Origin of the sequence: Marinimicrobium sp., assembly GCF_002695945.1 — a bacterium.
GTDB lineage: Bacteria > Pseudomonadota > Gammaproteobacteria > Pseudomonadales > Cellvibrionaceae > Marinimicrobium > Marinimicrobium koreense.
Genome location: NZ_NZQP01000039.1, coordinates 61,759 through 79,433, shown reverse-complemented (window position 1 = coordinate 79,433; position 17,675 = coordinate 61,759). Strand labels below are relative to the sequence as shown.

The following is a 17,675-nucleotide window of genomic DNA, read 5'->3' as shown; positions in this document are numbered from 1 at the left end:
CTACTTAGAGGGTATTCAGCCGGGCGAGGTAGACCTCGGCAGTTGCCAACACGTCCTTGCGCTGGGCTGGCGCCTGGCGATCCCAGTTGGCATACACCAGCTTCATCCGCGGGTTATCGCCCAGGCGGTCCCGGTGACGGTTCAGGAAGTGCCAATAGAGACTGTTGAACGGGCAGCTCCCCTCCCCGGATTTCGCTTTCACATCGTAAGCGCATGTTTTGCAGTAATGGCTCATTTTGTTGACGTACTGCCCGGAGGCGGCGTAAGGCTTGCTGCCCATCAAACCGCCATCGGCGTACTGGCTCATCCCCCGGGTATTGGGCAGCTCCACCCATTCGATGGCATCAATGTAGATACCGAGGTACCAGTCGTCCAGTACATCCGGATGAACACCGGCAAGCAGCGCAAAGTTTCCGGTCACCATCAAGCGTTGAATGTGATGCGCGTAGGCGTACTCCAGGGACTGTCCGATCGCATGGGCCATACAGGCCATGTCGGTTTTTCCGGTCCAATAGTAGTCCGGTAGCGGGCGCTGCGCGGACAGGTGGTTGCGCTGGCGATAGTCCGGCATATGGTGCCAGTACAGGGCCCGCACATACTCTCGCCAGCCGAGTATCTGCCGGATGAAGCCTTCCACCTGCGCCAGGGTGATCTGCGCCTGGTTCGCCTGCCAGTGGGCTTCGGCGGCGCGAATCACTTCGAGCGGATGCAGCATCTTGGTGTTCAGGCTGAACGACAGACGACTGTGGTACAAGCTCCACCCATCCGGCGTCATGGCATCCTGGTAGCGGCCGAAGGCCGGTAGTAAATGCTTCAGAAAATACTGCAACAGCTCCCGGCTCTGGGCCCGGTTTACCGGCCAGAGCAGCGCACTCGGGTCCGCCACCCCCAGAGTCTGCACGTCGTGACGATCGAGCATCTGATCAATGTCGGTGACATCGGTGGCAAACACCAGGGGCTCCGGCAGGGCCGCTTCGCGCGGCAGTCGGGCGCGGTTGTCGGCATCGAAGTTCCACTGCCCGCCCAGGGGCTTGCCGTCATCGTCCAGCAGCACCTGATATTCACGGCGCAGTGCCCGATAGAAATACTCCATGCGATGGGTCGAGTAGTGCTCCCAGGCGTCACGGGCGGTCAGAAAGTGCTCCGTGTCCGCGACACTCACCGGCAGGTCCAGCGTACGAGCGAAGTCGGCCAGTTGTTGATCGAGTCGGTATTCATCCGGCCACTGGTAGGCGAACGCNTCCGCCGACGTCTCGTTCAATACACGGCGAAGCAANTCGGGCAGGTCCGNGTAGGCGGCACTGTCATCCAGGGTGAAATAGCGCACCCGGTGGCCCGCCCGNTCCAGCGCCGAGGCGAACCGCCGCATGGCGGCAAAAAACGCGAGTACTTTCTGGCGGTGGTGCACCACGTAGGCCGTTTCCTGGGGCAGCTCGGCCATGACAAACAGCACGTCNTCATCCGGCNACTGGAACCAGGAGTGNGANGCGTTGAGTTGATCTCCGAGAATCAGTCTGACCTGAGTCATGGGCNTTCGAACCTTTCCGGTAAGGNGTCCGGTTAAGAACGCGCCCGAGGCCGATTCAGATCATCGCGGGGTGTCGGGCCGGCGTTCGATACCGTAGTGCTCGGCCAGGTAGGCGAATACTTCCTCGGGGCCACCGCGAACCACGACTCGATCGGACTTTTTACTCAATTGGTAGCGGTACATCGGGTCATAGTAATCCTCCAGCAGGCGGCGAATCCAGACNCGATGCANCTNCGGATCACCCCGGCNGTGCGCNCTNAGGGACTGCTCCANNAGGTGCGCCATTTCCTCGTAGCGCACGCCGCCGAGGCGCTTGCGAATGCGCCCGAGGGACACCCGCAGGTCCTCCGCAAAGCGTTCAAAACCGNCTTCCTCGCCCTGATCCTCGGACCACTCCGCCAGCTTGCGCAGGATATAGTTGGTGTAGGTGTGCTCAACCCGCTCTTCCAGCGACACCTCCAGCAGGGCCAGCGGGGCGCGCTCCATGGCCTCCTTCAGTGGCATGGGTAANACGCAGCGACCGATCAGATGGCTTTCATCCTCCACCAGAATCGGCGTATNCGGTGCTCGATGGTGGCAGCGCAGTAGATCAACGGCCACGGCGTTCTCAAAATTGATCTGGCTGGGCTGGCCGCCCACCCGACGTCCGAANGCGCTGCCGCGGTGATTGGCTCGCCCTTCCAGGTCGACNCTCTGGGGCAANTGGACCAGCAGGTCGGTNTTNGCCACACCGGTNCGNCCGGCCAATACGATCAGGGGGTGNTCCCGNCAGATTCGCTCCATCTGATCAATCAGAAACCAGCGCAGTGCTTTGTAGCCGCCGGTGACCCGAGGGTAGTCGCAGCCGGCCTCNCGCAGCCACTGCTGACAGATCTGTGAACGCAAGCCGCCCCGGAAGCAGTACAGCACGCCGTCGGGGTNCGCNCGGGCAAAATCCAACCAGGCCTNNACCCGCTCGGCTTTGATATCACCCTGCACCAGCTGATGACCCAGCTCAATGGCCGCATCCTGGCCCTGCTCCTTGTAGCAGGTGCCCACCCGGGCCCGTTCGTCATCGAGCATCAGCGGCAGATTGACCGCGGCGGGAAACGCCCCTTTGGCAAACTCCACCGGAGCACGGGTATCGATCATCGGCGTGTCCGANAGGAAGAGCGCTAGGTAGTCATCAATATCCTGGGGGCGATCGGCCATGTGGGCTCCGCTGTGTGAGGCAACATTCAGTTGCGCCGATTATACGGGCTCCGGCCGGTAGTGACTATGTGCGACAAAACGTGCGACAAAAACGTGTGACAGCGACGGTTCGCTAGGCCGACCGAAAGCGCTCGCTGTCGAGCTCATGGCGTTTCATGATTTTATGGAAATCCGAGCGGTTTCGCCCCGCCAGCCGCGCCGCCTCAGTAATGTTGCCGCCGGTCATTCGCAGTATGCGCACCACATAATCCCGCTCAAACTGCCGCTTGGCTTCCTTCAGAGGCACCAGCGCCGGCGCCCCCTGCTCGGGCAATACCTCCGCGATCAGCGACTCGGCGATCAGCGGTGCTGGTGATAACGCCACCAACTGTTCAATGACGTTGCGTAACTGGCGGATATTACCGGGCCAATCGAACTGCAGTAACATCCGCTGCCCACCGGGCGACAGCTGGCGCACCGCGTCGCCGGTACGCTGGGCAATATCATCGAGGAAAGAGCGGGCCAGCAAGGGAATATCTTCCTTNCGCTCGCGCAGCGGCGGGAGCGCCAACTGGGCAACGTTCAGCCGGTAATACAGATCTTCCCGGAAGTCCTGGGCGGCGATGGCCTGCTCCAGATCCCGGTGGGTTGCGGAGATGATCCGGACATCCACCGGCTGATCGGCCGATGACCCCAGAGGCCGAACCTTGCGCTCCTGTAACACGCGCAGCAGTTTGACCTGCAGGTTCAGGGGCATATCGCCAATCTCGTCCAGAAACAGGGTGCCGCCATCGGCCGCCAGAAAGAGACCATCCCGATTATGGGTCGCACCGGTGAACGCNCCTTTGACGTGACCAAACAGCTCGGACTCCAACAGGTCCGCCGGAATGGCTCCGCAGTTGACGGCGATAAAGGGCTGCTCCGCCCGGGCGCTGGCGTTATGGACCGCCTGGGCCAGAAGCTCCTTACCGGTTCCGCTCTCACCGCCGATCAGTACATTGATGTCACTGCGCGCCAGCCGGCGAGCCTGCTCCAGGCGTTTGAACATCAGCTCACTGCGGGTAACGATGGCATCGGACCAGCCCGCTTTGGGGGCCGCTCCCAACCCGCCCAGCTCAAGCGCCTGATCCAGCACCTGGCGTAACTCCCGATTATCGATCGGCTTGGTCAGAAANGAGAACANACCCTGCTGGGTTGCCTCAACCGCTTCGCGAATGGAACCGTGGGCNGTGAGCATGATAACCGGCACGTTGGGCCAGTTCTGCTGTATGTGCGCGAACAGGGCCATGCCATCCATCGGCTCCATGCGCAGATCGGTAATCACCGCNGCGGCCTGTTCGNGATCCAGGCTGGCCAGNGCNTCCTCNCCCGAGCTCGCGGTCGNCACCCGGTAGCCGGAGGCATTCAGTCGCATACTCAGGAGCTGGAGAATGTCCGGGTCATCGTCCACCAATAAAATCAGNGGTNGTTCTGTCGCGGNTGTTCGGGCTTCACTCATCGCAGCGNNTCCTCATCCGTCGACTCACCCATTTCCGCCTCAATGGCTCGAATACCGTCAATCATATCGTCGAGTTTTTTCTGGGTGTTTTTCAGCCGTCTNTCCAGCAACGCATAAGACTTCGCCTCNGCGGCCAACAGCTCCAGGAATGCNGGAAAACCGGGCGGCGGACGCTCGATACTCCGGGCGGCGACCAACGAGTTGGCCAACAGNCCCGGCGTCTGATCCGGCTCACAGGTCGCNAGCATAAGCGAACCCAATACCGCTTCATCCGACGTCATTTCGCGATAGGCGTTGAGCAGTTGATCCCGCTCTTCNACCGGCAGTTGGCAGGCCTGATGACGGAAGGTTACCAGGGCTTCCAGATTGTGAAACGTATGGTGGCTGGTGACTTCTTTAGCCGGCGCCTGCGGCGAAGGTACCGGCTGAGGGCGCACCGCGGAGTCGNCCGCACGGNCCTCCCAATGAACGCATCCACTGAACAGTAACAACAGGNATACCAGCCGAAGTTTCATCATGTCGATGCCTCACTGATCGGTAACGCCCGGGACGCNTCTGACACCGGATAGCGAAGCAGAAAACAGCTGCCTTCCCCCGGGGCCGACGTCAGCTCAATACTGCCTCCGAGNCGGGCCACTGACTCTTTGACAATCGCCAGCCCCACTCCGCTACCGTGTACCGANCCGTGCCGACGGACACGTCCCTGCACAAACGGCTGAAATATTTTGTCCTGATCGTNCGGGTGAATACCCGGCCCCTGATCGGCGACGGACAACCAGGCGCCACTCTGGTCAACTCCCCAGCGCACGCGCACGACGCCGCCATCGGATGAATAGTGATAGGCATTGGACAGTAAGTTGGTCAATATCATTTCCAGCAGGTGAGTGTCGCCGTTCAGGCTCCCGGGGCTGCCCTGGNAATCCCAGGTCACCCGATGACGCAGGTTCTGTTGATCGAGGCGCTGGGTAATTCGCGCNCACAGCGGTTCCATAGCCACGNNTCGATCCTCTACCGTGACATTGTGGGTTATGACGTTGTAGTTCAATAACTGCTGAATAAGTTCCTGCAGATTTTGTGAATTCTCGAGCAGAATTCGCAAAACATTCTGTTGGCGAGCATTGATCGGCCCCGGCACTTCATCCTGCAGTAAGGACCCCGCTTCCACGATCGCGGACAGTGGTGTTTTCAGTTCGTGCGACACATGGCGCAAAAATATCTGCTTTTGCTGCTCGACCGCCAGCAACTGGCCCCGCAACCATTCCAGCCGCTCGCCCAGCGCCTGCAGGTCCCGGGGGCCNGTGACCCGGATAGGGGTTTCCCAATCGCGGTGGCCCAAATGACGGATCGCCGANGACAATCGGCGCAGCGGGCGAATCATCTGCCAGAACCCCAGTGCCATAAGCGTCAAGGTCACCGGAAGACTGATCATTCCCAACAGAGACAGGCGCCACAGAATCTGTTGAAGCGCCGCCTCGTTACGATCACTGAGCACCGCAACATATTCACTGACGGCCTCATCGAGTGCGGAGCGACGCTGGGAGAGAACGGCAAGTTGCTCGGTAAATTCTTCGTCCTGCCAGGATTGAATTGCTTCATCATTNAGNGCATGCAGCGTATTTTCAAGCGCGACAAGCGCGCCGTAAACCACGCTCTGTTGCGGTTTGGCAACACGTTCAATACGCCGCGAAGTACCGCCCTCAAACCACTGGGTCAGTTGGTCCAGCTCGGTCAAAATTGCATCACGCTTCTGTTGATAGGGTTCGAGAAACGTCACATCACGCAGCAGGCGATATTGCCGGGCAAAGCGCTCCAGATCACGCACCTGGGCATTCAACCCCGACTGCCGGCTGACCAGCGCGTCGGAGTGATCCACCAGCAGGCGCTGGGTGTGCATTTGCTGATAAAACGACCAGGACGCATAGGCCACCAATGCCAGCATCGGCACCAATGTCACCACGGCAATCAATAACCATTGCTGGGACAGTGACAGGCCTCTTCGGTGCGGCATGAATTTTTCCTCGTAGCGATGGCGACCACCCGGACCGTTCAGAACACGGGCGCACTGTTGCCAATAAGAAACACCCTCGCCCACCGATCATAGCGGGCCTCGCGCCCAATAAACCAAAACTCCGTCGCACTTTAGCAACACTGTATCGGTGGAAAAATTCCACCAAACGGGTAGCAATTTAGCTAAGTGATTGAAAATAAATATTTTTTGAAAGGTGGCACGACCTTGGCAATACACCTCGGCGTCAGGCAAAAAAGACTCAGCACCGTTGCCTGACATGCTTCGGTACCGGCGCGTCAATAGCTGGTAACACACCAACAGGAATGATGAGGTGAATTATGAAAATTGTATCTGTGATTGCAACCACCGCACTTCTGTCTTTGGGAACCCTGAGCGCAGTGGCTCAGGATGACACTCAGACTCAGGGAAGCGGCGCCGACTCCGCGTTCTCGGTGATCGACCAGAACGGTGACGGCAGCATCAACAAGGACGAAGCCAAAAACAGCGGCATCAGTGACCGCCGCTTTGAGTCCATGGACAGCGATGGAGATGGCGAAGTAACCCAGTCCGAATACGAAGGACAGGGCAGTGGAAGCGGCTGGCAGTAATTGCCATGCCGAACCGGAGCGGCCCCGCGCCGTTCCGGTCACTTTACTGAAATTTCCGAACCGTTGGGGAGCACACAATGACACCGCTAGCCCGTCTGGGACGTTACAGCTACTGGATTATTGGCATCAGCCTGACGGCTGCCACCATGACGCTGCTGACTCAACAGGCCAGCAGTGAAGAACAAGTGAACCCCCGTTTGACTGAGGACCACCACTCATCGTCGGCCTGGAGCGAGCAACAGTCTGATAGCGCGCTCCTGGCCAAGGTCAAAACCCGGCTGCTGGCCAACATCAACCTGCCCGGCGCCCGCATTGCGGTCGACACACAGCAGGGGCACGTCACCCTGAGCGGGGAGGTTGATCACCGGGACCAGCAGGAACTGGCGTATTACACGACGCTGAATACGCAGGGGGTGCGCTCGGTCGAGAGCACCCTGAATGTGACACCGAAAGAGGAATGAATTCCGGACTCACCGGACCGTTTCAATGTTCACTGACATGCTTTGTCAATCACAACCAAAGAGGAATGATCCTATGAAACAGTCAATCATGTACGGTATCGCAGGCGCACTGGCGCTGACCTCCGGCGCCGCTCTGGCACAGGACAGCGTCTCCCACAACGAGAACGCGGCCCATGTCTACGTCGGTGGCAGCTACGGTGGCTTCAAGGCCCGTGGCGGAGAGTTTGATGATGAAAAGGATTTTTTTGAATTGAGCTTCGGGGGCTTTTTCAACCCCTATGTGGGCCTGGAAGCCAGCGCGACCTATTTCGGCGAGTACGGCAACGACCTGGCGACCGCAGACGCCGAAGGCTACGGCATGGCGGTGATCGGGCGCCTGCCGCTGTCCGACAGCTGGGGCCTGTATGCCAAAGGCGGGCAGTTTTTCTGGGAAGCGGATATCGACACCCCCGTGGGTTCGGGTGATACCGACGGTGACGATCCCTTCTACGCAGCGGGCATGGATTTCCGCCTGGCGCAGAACCTGAACATGATCGTCGAGTACAGCCGCTACGAAATCGATACGCGCCTCGAGGAACTACCGAACGTTGAGGACACCGACCTCGACACCGTCAAGGTTGGCCTGCGCCTGCGCTTCTGATTACTTAACTCCACCCACGTGCGTTTGCACAGTTTGCCGGCCTCACCCCAGGGCCGGCTTTTTTATGCTCGCAATCAAAGCGCGAAACAGGTGCCGCTGCGAACGGCGGTACAACAAAAATTCCGGGTGCCATTGAACGCCCAATAAATAACCGTAAGCGGGATCCTCAACCGCCTGCACGATACCATCGTGGTCCCGCCCAGCGATGTGCAACCCCCGCCCCAAACGATCGATGGCCTGATTGTGCAGGCTATTGATTCTCTGGGCCCCCTGCCCCAGTAGTTTCAGCAAGAGCGTTCCCGGAACGACGTCCAGTGTTTTAAGAGGCAGAATGGTACGTCGATGCGAGGTTTTGCGCCGATGCAGACGAAGATCCTGCACCAGTGTACCGCCGAGGCACACGTTCAGTAGCTGTGCCCCCCGGCAAATCCCCAACAACGGACGATGTTCCGCCAGGGCTTTGTGAATGACCCGCTTTTCCAGCTCATCCCGTTCGGGATCATACTTGGGATGGACCTCGGGCTCCGCACCGTACAACACCGGTTGCACGTCGTGTCCGCCGGTCACCACCACCGCATCAAAGTCCGGCAGTGCGTCGACATCACTGGGACGCACCTGTATCGGGCGGGCACCATACAGACGCAGCACTTGAGCGACCAGAAAACGGGGGCCGAATGCACCTCGCTGCGGCCCGGTCACCGCCACTAACGGCGCAACCATCGATCCTCCACCTGCTGGACCCAATCACCAAACCAACGATCCAGCGGATCGGCCAGAAACTCGTGGTACGACCAGCAACAGTCCGCCAGGCGTGGCGCATCCGCCGCCAGAGCTTCCACTTCCAGCCAGTCATTCCAGGCCAACGCCAGGGTCCAGTCCGGACGATGGATTTCACAGTCCGGCAAACGGTAATGAAACGCCGGACGCGCCTTGATCAAGGGGTCATNCAGCTGCTGTCGCACGCGGGGTTCATCCAGGTGAGCAAACAACGGCAACATGTCCAGCGCGCGATTTCGCGAGGGATTGTGAGCGAGATAGTCATCGATCAACTGACTCTGATCAGGCCAGTAATCCGCTCTGGCCAACAGGCGTCGATAATCCGTGGGATAGGGATCAATATAGTGAGTGACCTGACGGGACAAATTGATGTCCGCCCGCGCATAAAGCCAGTCGTACAGACAGGAAAACGCTTTGAGATAAGCGGTTATCGTTCCGNTTTTTTCGTCGGGCACCTCCGGGTTCAGCTGCATACCGAAGGCGTTGATCAGACGATCCGAGGTCCCCTTGGCGCCGGCCGCGCGCAAGCGTCGGATGATTTCCTCTACCTCATCGAGCCGGGTCATGGGCAGCGGCGGGCTGACCAGCTCCATCGGCACCAGTGAGTCGGCCAACCACTTCAGAACCTCTTCGGCCGAGTCTCCGAGTTCACCAGAGAAGGTGCCCCGATCACGCTCCTCCCGCCCGAGCTCCTTGAGCAGGCGGAAATCCAGTTCCACACCCCAGTCCCCGGCAGGGTCGCCACTGAGCACCCGTTCATAGCGCCCATTCGGCTTGACGGTCAGAGACAGGTAATCCGCCACCAGCTCACTGAGCTGATCCAGCGTCAGACCATTCATTTCCAGCTCGACCCCAATACGGCGAGGCTCGCCTTGGGCATTTTCGGCTCTGGCGGGCAGTCGTAGTCCCACGGTCTGGACACCTCCTGAGTATTGGCAATAGTCGTCAAAAACCCCGTACTCAATAGCATGACACAGACCCGCCCACTTTGCCTAATGCATAAAAAAACCCCGGAAGCCTGGCGGCTCCCGGGGTTGATCAAAGCGCACCCGAAGGTGGGATTCGCTTAGTACTGGTACTTCACACCGACTTTGAAGACACGACCGGTATGGTCGTACTCNTAGCGACGCTTCTCGGAGATGTCGGTCCAGCGATCCTGGTAGTCATCGGTGAGNTTCAGCGCTTCAAAGTTGATGTCGAGGTTGTCGTTCAGCTCGTAGCCTGCNGAGAAATCGACATTGAAGGTACCTTCGTAGCCTTCAAAACGGTTNCCGGTACCGCTGGTNCCNGTGATGTAATCATCACGATANGCCGCGGANATACGNGCGTTGAANCGNTCNTTNTCNTAGTANACNGTNGNGTTGTAGGANTTGTTGGACAANCCGAACAGACGCTCGCTGACCACNTCNTCNCCAAAGGTNTAGTCTACATCNGANTCNACNTAGGTNTAGTTGGCAATAAANCCNAAGTCCCGCANCAGCTCCGCATCNGTAAAGGTNGAGAANGGAGCCTGCAGNGCCAGCTCAAAACCTTTCACTTCTGCGCCCGGGCCATTTTCCAGTGANGAAATGGTCCAGGGACGACCTTCCGGATCCGCCTCGGCCGGGGAGGTNGGCGCCAGCAGGGACAAGGGCAGACCGGTAGAGGCATAGGTGCCCTCNCGCTCTACGCCAATCGGACGTGACTCGATATCTTTGGTAAACAAGGCAATAGACGCGATCGCCTCGTCTGCAAANTACCACTCCAACGAGGTATCAAAAGAATCTGCACGNGTCGGATCCAGTTGCGGNTTCTGGAACGATACGCTGTAGTTGAAGCTGTCAACGCTACCACCNGGACTCAGGTTGCCCAGTCCCGGACGGGTCATCACACTGGCACCGGACACGCGCCAAATCAGGTCTTCGGTCAGATACATGGCGGTGTTGAACGACGGCAGTACGTCATCGTAAGTATCACGCTTTACGGTGACAAACTGACCGGAGTTGTAACCGGAAGATGTCTGATCGGTTTCGGCGTAACGAACACCAACGTCAAACATGAAGTCCTTGCCGGCCAGTTGCGTCTCACCGTTCAACTGCACAAACAGAGAGGTGCTTTCTTCTTCAACGCTACGAATGTTGCCCTGGTCCTGACGCGCNTCCTGATTGAACAGGTCAATTTCGTCGGCCCAGGCCCACAGGTCGGGAATCACCCACTGGCTGGTAGAGCCAGAACCCATTTTGTCGTCGAAAGTAAAGACTTCGCTCAGAGCGTCGGTACCGGGAATTCCGTAGACGTCATCGCTGGAGCAATCAATCAATTCAGCTCCGCAAACACCGGTATCGCGACGGTAGCCTTCGGTATCNAAGGTGAACTTCTTGTAGCTAGCACCAAAATCGACNGAGTACGCNTCGTTCAGGTAGTAGGTGAAATCACCCGCGACCGTATCNAAACCNTGTACGGTGTTTGTCGGACGATCACGGAATTCGGACATCTGGAAGTTGGTCGGATCAGTCACATCCGGTCCGTTGAACGCGATGACCGGGAATTCATCATCGGTATAATCGTAGCTGAANCCCTGATAATCACGATCGTCGTACATGAACGTGATTTCGTAGGGGAAGTCCAGCTCGGATTCCGAGGTGCCCGCCAGGAAGTGACCGGTCAGGTCTTCATTGAACTCATGCTCAACATCCAAAGACACCTGGTTGAACTCGGTGGTCCAGGCTTTCAGGAAGTTTTCATTCCGGACCCAGGCGTTGTTCACGGTCATGGANTTCAGGTTGTTGCTGGCCGCGTCGTAGGTGTAATCGACCACGTCCATACCACCTTCGTTACCGCGGAACAGGACTTCGCCCCATTTTTCCGCACGGGANGCGTCCAGCTCGGAGTACAACAGATCCAGGCTCACTGTCGTGGCATCGGTCGGACGGAACTGCAGACCACCGGTAATACCCAAGCGCTTGCGATCGACATCGATCAGACCGTAGCGGGGAATACGCGGGTGGAAGCCGTTACCGACTTCAACACAACCCGAATCATCCGGATTGGCGGTACAGTCCACGCCTTCAACACTGGCAAAATCCGCAGCTTGCCAGCGAACGGTGTTCTGCCCCATTTCGCTGGTGCTGTTATCTGAATAAGCGACTGACGCTGATACACCCCANATACCTTCCGGATCGTTATAGGCGAACAAGCCAGTGACGCGAGGACCAAAATCTTCATTCAGGTCGTTNTACTGACCTTCAACNGCACCNACCAGAGTCAGGCCTTCGTCATAACCAAAGGGACGNCCGGTATTCAGGTCGACCACGGCCCCCAGTGAACCTTCGTCCACNTTCGCNGATGCCGTTTTGCGCACGACGATGGAGTTGAACAGCTCAGAGGCAAAGACGTTGAAGTCAAAGCTACGGCTGCGGTTAGGACCACCTTCACCGCCGGTTGCGGCAATCGCTTCCATACCGTTGATACGGATACGGGTAAACTCACCGGACAGGCCTCGCACGGAAATCTCGCGGCCTTCGCCGGAGTCACGGGTNATGGCAATACCGGGGATACGNTGCANNGATTCGGCCAGGTTCTGGTCCGGGAAGTCNGCGATGTCTTCGGCCANAATGGCATCGACAGNACCAACANTNTCACGTTTCACATCCANNGCCTGAGCCAGACTCTGGCGGAAACCGGTCACCACCACTTCTTCCAGTACCGGCTCATCCGCAGGCGCCTGGGCCTGGGCGGCGCCGGCAACAGCCAGTGCCAGAGCGGTCATGGATGTGTTGGCCAAGAATTGCTTACCAAACTTGTAGTTAAATAGGGACATGGTGCCTCCTGGTTTATTATGTAGACTAATGTCTTTGACTCTCACTACTGGAACACGCTGGCCTGCAAGGATGCACAAACCAGATGCGACTCTAACGTACAGCCACAGCAACTCCCTTCGGGGAAATCACCAAAGTGAAAACGAAAAGCCCGTACCAACGCTGGCACTTGACTTAACACAGATATCGTTACAAAGGATTTGCTAACGCAGGTATGAAACGCGGGGCAATCGAGTCCGACTGGCTATAGACAGCAGGAAACCCGACTGGAAGAACGTCGTTTGAATGGTTCATTTCTCCCTATCCTCTCTCACTTTATAATTTGGCTGATCGCCTTTTTGCATCNATCGCGTCCTTTATCAAACGACGGACAACGGACCCTGCTTAAGGCTTATATTAGATTCCAGCGGACTAATAGTTGCACAGCTTTGGAGATATCTCAAGGTTTAACACGGCTTTATTTAGGCCAAAGTGCTCAAATCTTTTACAATGGCACATTATCCAGCCTACCCCTGCACTTGAGGAGCACTGCATGACTCTGACGCCCGCTTACCGGCAACGCTTTGGCNCCCTGGCGCGGCTTTATGGCGAACCGGCCCTGGAGCACCTGGCAGGCGCTCACTTTGCCGTAGTTGGGCTGGGTGGCGTAGGCAGTTGGGCGGCGGAGGCCNTGGCGCGTACCGGCGTCGGGACCCTGACCCTGATCGAGCTCGATGGCGTGTGCGTGACCAACACCAACCGGCAACTGCACGCTTTGGAGGGCTATATCGGCGCGTCCAAGAATCAGGTGGTGAGCGATCGCCTCAAGGCCATCAACCCGGAGATGACGGTTCACAGNGAGGAAACCTTTCTGACCAGTGACAATATTGAACAACTGATCAATCGGGACCACGACGTTGTGATTGATGCCATCGACTCCGCCCACATCAAAGCACACCTGGTGGCCTACATCAGTCGCCTCAAGGGCCGCCTGATCACCGTGGGCTCTTCGGGTGGGAAGCGGGACCCGAAGCAGATTGTCTGTTCCGACCTGGCACAAACCGCTTACGACCCCATGCTGCGCAAGGTACGCAATCTGCTCTTTCGACATTACGGATTTCGCAAAGACGCCAAGCGACGCTTTCGGGTGGACGCCATTTATTCCAATGAGCAGATGCACTTCCCTCAGTTGGACGGCAGCGTGTGCGTGGGCGATAAAGGCAACCGGGACCCGGACAGCGGAGTCAAACTCGACTGTGGCGGTGGACTGGGCTCGGCGGTTATGGTCACGGGCAGTTTCGGGTTCGCCGCNGCCAGTCAGGCCGTGGAACGCTATCTTCAGGACCGAGGCTGTTGAGCCGACGCTTTCGCATCAAATTGAACCGCCATTCAGATACCGAAGAGCTGCCGGGTATTGTCGGTGGTCTGACGGGCCACCTGCTCCTCAGAGCAACCCCTCAAATCGGCGAGCGCCTGGGCAATCAACGGTAAGAACTCCGGACTGTTGCGCTCGCCCTGCCGGCCCGACAACGGCATGTCCGGTGCATCGGTTTCCAGTAACAGTGCCTCAAACGGCACCCGGCTGACGGCGTCCCGGGTTTTGCGGGCGCGCTCATAGGTGATGACACCTCCCACGCCGAGCCGAAATCCCATCTGCCAATAGGTTTGCGCCATGTCGGCACTACCGCTGAAGGCATGAACCACACCACCCCGAGGAAAGCGGTGGCGCTTGAGCCGCCGGATCAGTTCATTGTGGGCTTTGACGCAGTGAAGAATGAGCGGTTTGTCACAGCTCCGGGCCAGCTCAAGATGGATGTCCAGCAGGGACTCCTGCTCGTCCATGGGCGTATCGATATGCTTGTCCAGACCACACTCCCCCACCGCCACGCAGCGGGGGTGAGCCAGGAAATCCCGGCACACCGCCTCCCAGCCTTCAACGGCCCGGCTCTGCCACCAGGGATGCATACCGGCGGCGAAGTACCAATCGGAGTGCGGTGCGTCACAAAGCGCCCGGGCTCGCCCCCACTGCTCCGGATCCGTCCCCGGAATAATCAGCTGATGAATTCCCCCGGATCGACACCGGGACCAGAGTGCCTCCCGGTCCCGATCAAAAGCCTCAAAATCCAGGTGACAGTGGCTGTCGATCAGTGGAGTCGTCATCAGCGCCAACGGTAGGCAATGACCGAGTCGGTAAAGAATGTGGGAATATAGGTGACCCCATCATCCGGATTCCACCCCAGGTCGGCGGTATTCATGCGCGGATCACGGGTATCCATCAGGCGGGTCACCTGGCCATCACGGACGTGATACACCAGCCCGACCCAGCAGGTCACCAGGAACTCGTTGGAACCGATTTTCTCAACGCCATCAATGCCGGACTCAAAGCCTTCGGCCACGGTTTCCAGATCGCCTTCGGGATTCGCTCTCAGCAACCGGTTTCCAGCCCCGATATAGATATCGTCGCCGTCGATGTAAAGACCGTTCGGATCTTTCAGGCCCTCCAGAAACAGCTCAGCACCGTCACTTAGAATGCGGTGGACCTTGCCCGTGCGGGTATCGGAGACATAGACGGTTCCCCCATCATCAATGGCGACATCGTTCAGGAACACCGAGTCCGCCACCGGAATCCGGGACATGATCTGCCCGGTTTTCAGGCTCACCGCCAAAACCTCGGTCAGGTCGGCGACATAGAGAGTGTTGCGCAGAACGCCCATGCCTTTCGGGGCGCTCATACCGCGGGCCCAGTCCTGATCAATAATTTCGCCGTCCAGGGATAGCTTGGCAATCCCCCCTTTACCGTCGGCCTGATTGCCTTCGCCTTCGATTTCGGCCACCAGCAGATAGGCTTCGCCATCAACCTCATGGTAAAGCACAGACTCCGGAGTGCGGAGCCCCTCGGTTTCCCACTGCTGTTCGAGCCGGGGTGACTCACCGGCCCCGGCATTCAGTGCGGCCGCCGCCAACGCGGTGGCCAGTACCCCCATGCCGAAACGTTGCTTCCAAAGCTGATTCATTGGTCTCTACTCTCCCACAATTGGTTTTATTGATTGGCCCGGTTATCGATCAGATCATCCACCACGGCCGGGTCCGCCAACGTTGAGGTATCCCCGAGATTATCGAGCTCGTTGGCGGCAATTTTGCGCAGGATGCGGCGCATGATTTTACCCGAGCGGGTTTTCGGCAGGCCGGGCGCCCACTGAATAATATCCGGTTTGGCAATGGCGCCGATTTCCTGTACGCACAGGTCAATCAGCTCCTTACGCAGCGCATCGCTCGGCTCTTCACCGCCCATCAGGGTGACATACGCATAGATGCCCTGGCCCTTGATGTCGTGGGGATAGCCAACAACTGCGGCCTCGGAGACTTTCGGGTGCAGCACCAGCGCACTCTCCACTTCCGCGGTCCCCATCCGGTGGCCGGAGACGTTGAGCACGTCATCCACCCGGCCGGTAATCCAATAATAACCATCCTCATCCCGACGGGCACCGTCGCCGGTAAAGTAGTAACCGGGGTAGGCACTGTAATAGGTATCGATACAGCGCTGATGATCGCCATACACCGTGCGAATCTGGCTTGGCCAGGGCGCCTTGATCGCCAGGTTACCGGAACCGGCGCCCTCTATTTCATGGCCCTCATTGTCCAGCAGCACCGGCTGCACCCCGAAGAAGGGCAAAGTGGCGGAACCGGGTTTCAGGTCGGTGGCACCGGGCAGCGGGGTCAGCATATGGGCACCGGTTTCGGTCTGCCACCAGGTATCCATGATCGGGCAGCGGCTCTCGCCCACCACCCGGTAATACCACTCCCACGCCTCGGGATTGATTGGCTCCCCCACGGTTCCCAACAGCTTCAGGGACTGACGGGAGGTCTGGGTGACCCACTTATCGCCCGCCCCCATCAGAGCCCGAATGGCCGTGGGCGCGGTGTAAAAGGTGTTGACCATATGCTTGTCGACCACCTGCCAACAGCGGGAGGCATCCGGGTAGGTGGGCACCCCTTCAAACATCAGCGTGGTTGCACCGTTCGCCAGGGGGCCGTATACGATGTAGCTGTGGCCAGTGACCCAGCCCACATCCGCCGTACACCAGTAAACGTCACCTTCCTGGTGGTCAAATACATATTTATGGGTCATGGCCGACTGCAGCAGATAGCCACCGGAGGTGTGCAGCACCCCCTTGGGTTTGCCGGTAGAGCCCGAGGTATACAGAATGAATAGGGGGTCTTCGGCATCCATGCTCTCCGGCTCACAGTGATCGGATTGGCGCTCCACTTCCTGTTCGTACCAGATATCCCGACCTTCCTTCCAGCCGACATCGGCACCGGTACGCTTGACCACCAGGCAAGTATGCACACCCGGGCAGGCGTTCATCGCCTTGTCCGCATTGTTTTTCAGCGGGATGTGTTTGCCACCGCGAACCCCCTCATCGGCGGTGATCAGCACCTGGCAATCCGCATCCAGAATCCGGTCTTTCAGTGCATCAGGGGAGAAGCCACCAAACACCACCGAGTGGATGGCGCCCAGACGGGCACAGGCGAGCATGGCGTAGGTGGCCTCGGGAATCATCGGCATATAAATGCACACTCGATCGCCTTTCTTGACGCCGCGCTCACGCAACAGATTGCCCAGCCGGCTGACTTCGGTGTGCAATTCCCGGTAAGTGATCATCTGGTCTTCCGAGGGGTCATCCCCCTCCCAGATGATGGCGACCTGATCCGCCCGCTGCTCCAGATGGCGATCGACGCAGTTTACGCTGACATTGAGCTTGCCGCCCTTGAACCAGGCGACTTCCCCTTTGCGCAGATCGCTCTCACACACCTTGTCCCACTTTTTGTCCCAGGTCAGAAAGGCGTCGGCCTGCTCCGCCCAGAACCCATCCGGGTCCTCTACTGAGCGCTGGTACATCGCCCGATAGCGCTCCGCATCAATGGCCGCATGCGCTTTGAAGGAATCGGGAACCGGGTGGATGTGGTGTTCGGACATGAGAAGCCTCGCTGACAGTTGTTATTGCAATTCGTGGTTGACGCTAGTGTTCAAGATCCGGGCTCGGAGCCGCAAACTCAAGCTTAACAGCAGTTTCTGAAATTGGCCACAGACAACGTTGTCCAAAGCGGCCAAGCCGTAAATAATCGTTAAGCGGATGATGTCGATCAAAGGAGCTCGAAAGCGCCGGAGAGGAAGGAGAGCCACACCCGCCGGATTGGAGGCGGGTGT

13 protein-coding genes and 1 pseudogene are annotated in these 17,675 nt (G+C 58.5%); 4 read left to right on the top strand and 10 right to left on the bottom strand.

Translation table 11 applies throughout. The features are described from left to right. Window positions 1-4: 4 nt before the first annotated feature. From CMG77_RS09270 to CMG77_RS16190, 4 genes are all read right to left on the bottom strand, one after another. Window positions 5-1,528 carry a cryptochrome/photolyase family protein gene (locus CMG77_RS09270; protein ID WP_286904236.1) on the bottom strand — a complete coding sequence of 508 codons (1,524 nt, stop codon included), beginning with the start codon at window positions 1,526-1,528 and terminating at the stop codon, window positions 5-7. A gap of 60 nt (window positions 1,529-1,588) precedes the next feature. After that, on the bottom strand, window positions 1,589-2,719 hold the full coding sequence (gene mnmH, locus CMG77_RS09265) for a tRNA 2-selenouridine(34) synthase MnmH (RefSeq protein ID WP_286904234.1): 1,131 nt from the start codon (window positions 2,717-2,719) through the stop codon (window positions 1,589-1,591). Between the two features lie 112 nt (window positions 2,720-2,831). After that, window positions 2,832-4,196 (bottom strand): sigma 54-interacting transcriptional regulator, encoded by a 1,365-nt coding sequence (locus CMG77_RS09260; RefSeq protein WP_286904232.1) that lies wholly within the window; start codon window positions 4,194-4,196, stop codon window positions 2,832-2,834. 514 nt (window positions 4,197-4,710) lie between these two features. Beyond that, the gene (locus tag CMG77_RS16190) at window positions 4,711-5,574 is read right to left on the bottom strand and encodes a HAMP domain-containing sensor histidine kinase (RefSeq protein ID WP_502691823.1); all 864 of its coding nucleotides are present in this window, start codon (window positions 5,572-5,574) and stop codon (window positions 4,711-4,713) included. Window positions 5,575-6,542: 968 nt separating this feature from the next. Between CMG77_RS16190 and CMG77_RS09250 the strand changes: the two genes are divergently transcribed. The 3 genes from CMG77_RS09250 (at window position 6,543) to CMG77_RS09240 (ending at window position 7,913) form a co-directional block, all read left to right on the top strand. Beyond that, a complete protein-coding gene (locus tag CMG77_RS09250; RefSeq protein WP_123639101.1) occupies window positions 6,543-6,812 on the top strand; it encodes an EF-hand domain-containing protein in 270 nt (89 codons plus the stop codon). Between the two features lie 77 nt (window positions 6,813-6,889). Next, complete coding sequence (locus CMG77_RS09245) at window positions 6,890-7,273, top strand: BON domain-containing protein (protein WP_286806304.1); 384 nt, start codon at window positions 6,890-6,892, stop codon at window positions 7,271-7,273. 73 nt (window positions 7,274-7,346) lie between these two features. After that, window positions 7,347-7,913, top strand: coding sequence for a porin family protein (locus CMG77_RS09240; RefSeq protein ID WP_024462261.1), 567 nt, complete (start codon window positions 7,347-7,349; stop codon window positions 7,911-7,913). Window positions 7,914-7,955: 42 nt separating this feature from the next. Here the strand turns inward: CMG77_RS09240 and CMG77_RS09235 are convergent, their stop codons facing one another. The 3 genes and pseudogenes from CMG77_RS09235 to CMG77_RS09225 form a co-directional block, all read right to left on the bottom strand. After that, complete coding sequence (locus CMG77_RS09235; protein WP_123639103.1) at window positions 7,956-8,633, bottom strand: gamma-glutamyl-gamma-aminobutyrate hydrolase family protein; 678 nt, start codon at window positions 8,631-8,633, stop codon at window positions 7,956-7,958. Next, window positions 8,618-9,601 (bottom strand): amidoligase family protein, encoded by a 984-nt coding sequence (locus CMG77_RS09230; RefSeq protein ID WP_286904228.1) that lies wholly within the window; start codon window positions 9,599-9,601, stop codon window positions 8,618-8,620. Before CMG77_RS09230 ends, CMG77_RS09235 begins: the two co-directional genes overlap by 16 nt. A gap of 155 nt (window positions 9,602-9,756) precedes the next feature. After that, window positions 9,757-12,438, bottom strand: a pseudogene (locus tag CMG77_RS09225) (TonB-dependent receptor). Window positions 12,439-13,019: 581 nt separating this feature from the next. Here CMG77_RS09225 and CMG77_RS09220 point away from each other — a divergent pair. Further along, window positions 13,020-13,823 carry a tRNA threonylcarbamoyladenosine dehydratase gene (locus CMG77_RS09220; RefSeq protein WP_286904227.1) on the top strand — a complete coding sequence of 268 codons (804 nt, stop codon included), beginning with the start codon at window positions 13,020-13,022 and terminating at the stop codon, window positions 13,821-13,823. Window positions 13,824-13,855: 32 nt separating this feature from the next. Here the strand turns inward: CMG77_RS09220 and CMG77_RS09215 are convergent, their stop codons facing one another. From CMG77_RS09215 to acs, 3 genes are read right to left on the bottom strand one after another with little or no spacing between them, the layout of a single operon-like run. Next, window positions 13,856-14,626, bottom strand: a complete 771-nt coding sequence (locus tag CMG77_RS09215) for a TatD family hydrolase (RefSeq protein ID WP_286806295.1) — start codon at window positions 14,624-14,626, stop codon at window positions 13,856-13,858. Further along, window positions 14,626-15,480, bottom strand: a complete 855-nt coding sequence (locus CMG77_RS09210) for an NHL repeat-containing protein (protein WP_286806293.1) — start codon at window positions 15,478-15,480, stop codon at window positions 14,626-14,628. Before CMG77_RS09210 ends, CMG77_RS09215 begins: the two co-directional genes overlap by 1 nt. A gap of 26 nt (window positions 15,481-15,506) precedes the next feature. Further along, window positions 15,507-17,444 carry an acetate--CoA ligase gene (gene acs / locus CMG77_RS09205; protein WP_024462254.1) on the bottom strand — a complete coding sequence of 646 codons (1,938 nt, stop codon included), beginning with the start codon at window positions 17,442-17,444 and terminating at the stop codon, window positions 15,507-15,509. Window positions 17,445-17,675: the final 231 nt, after the last annotated feature.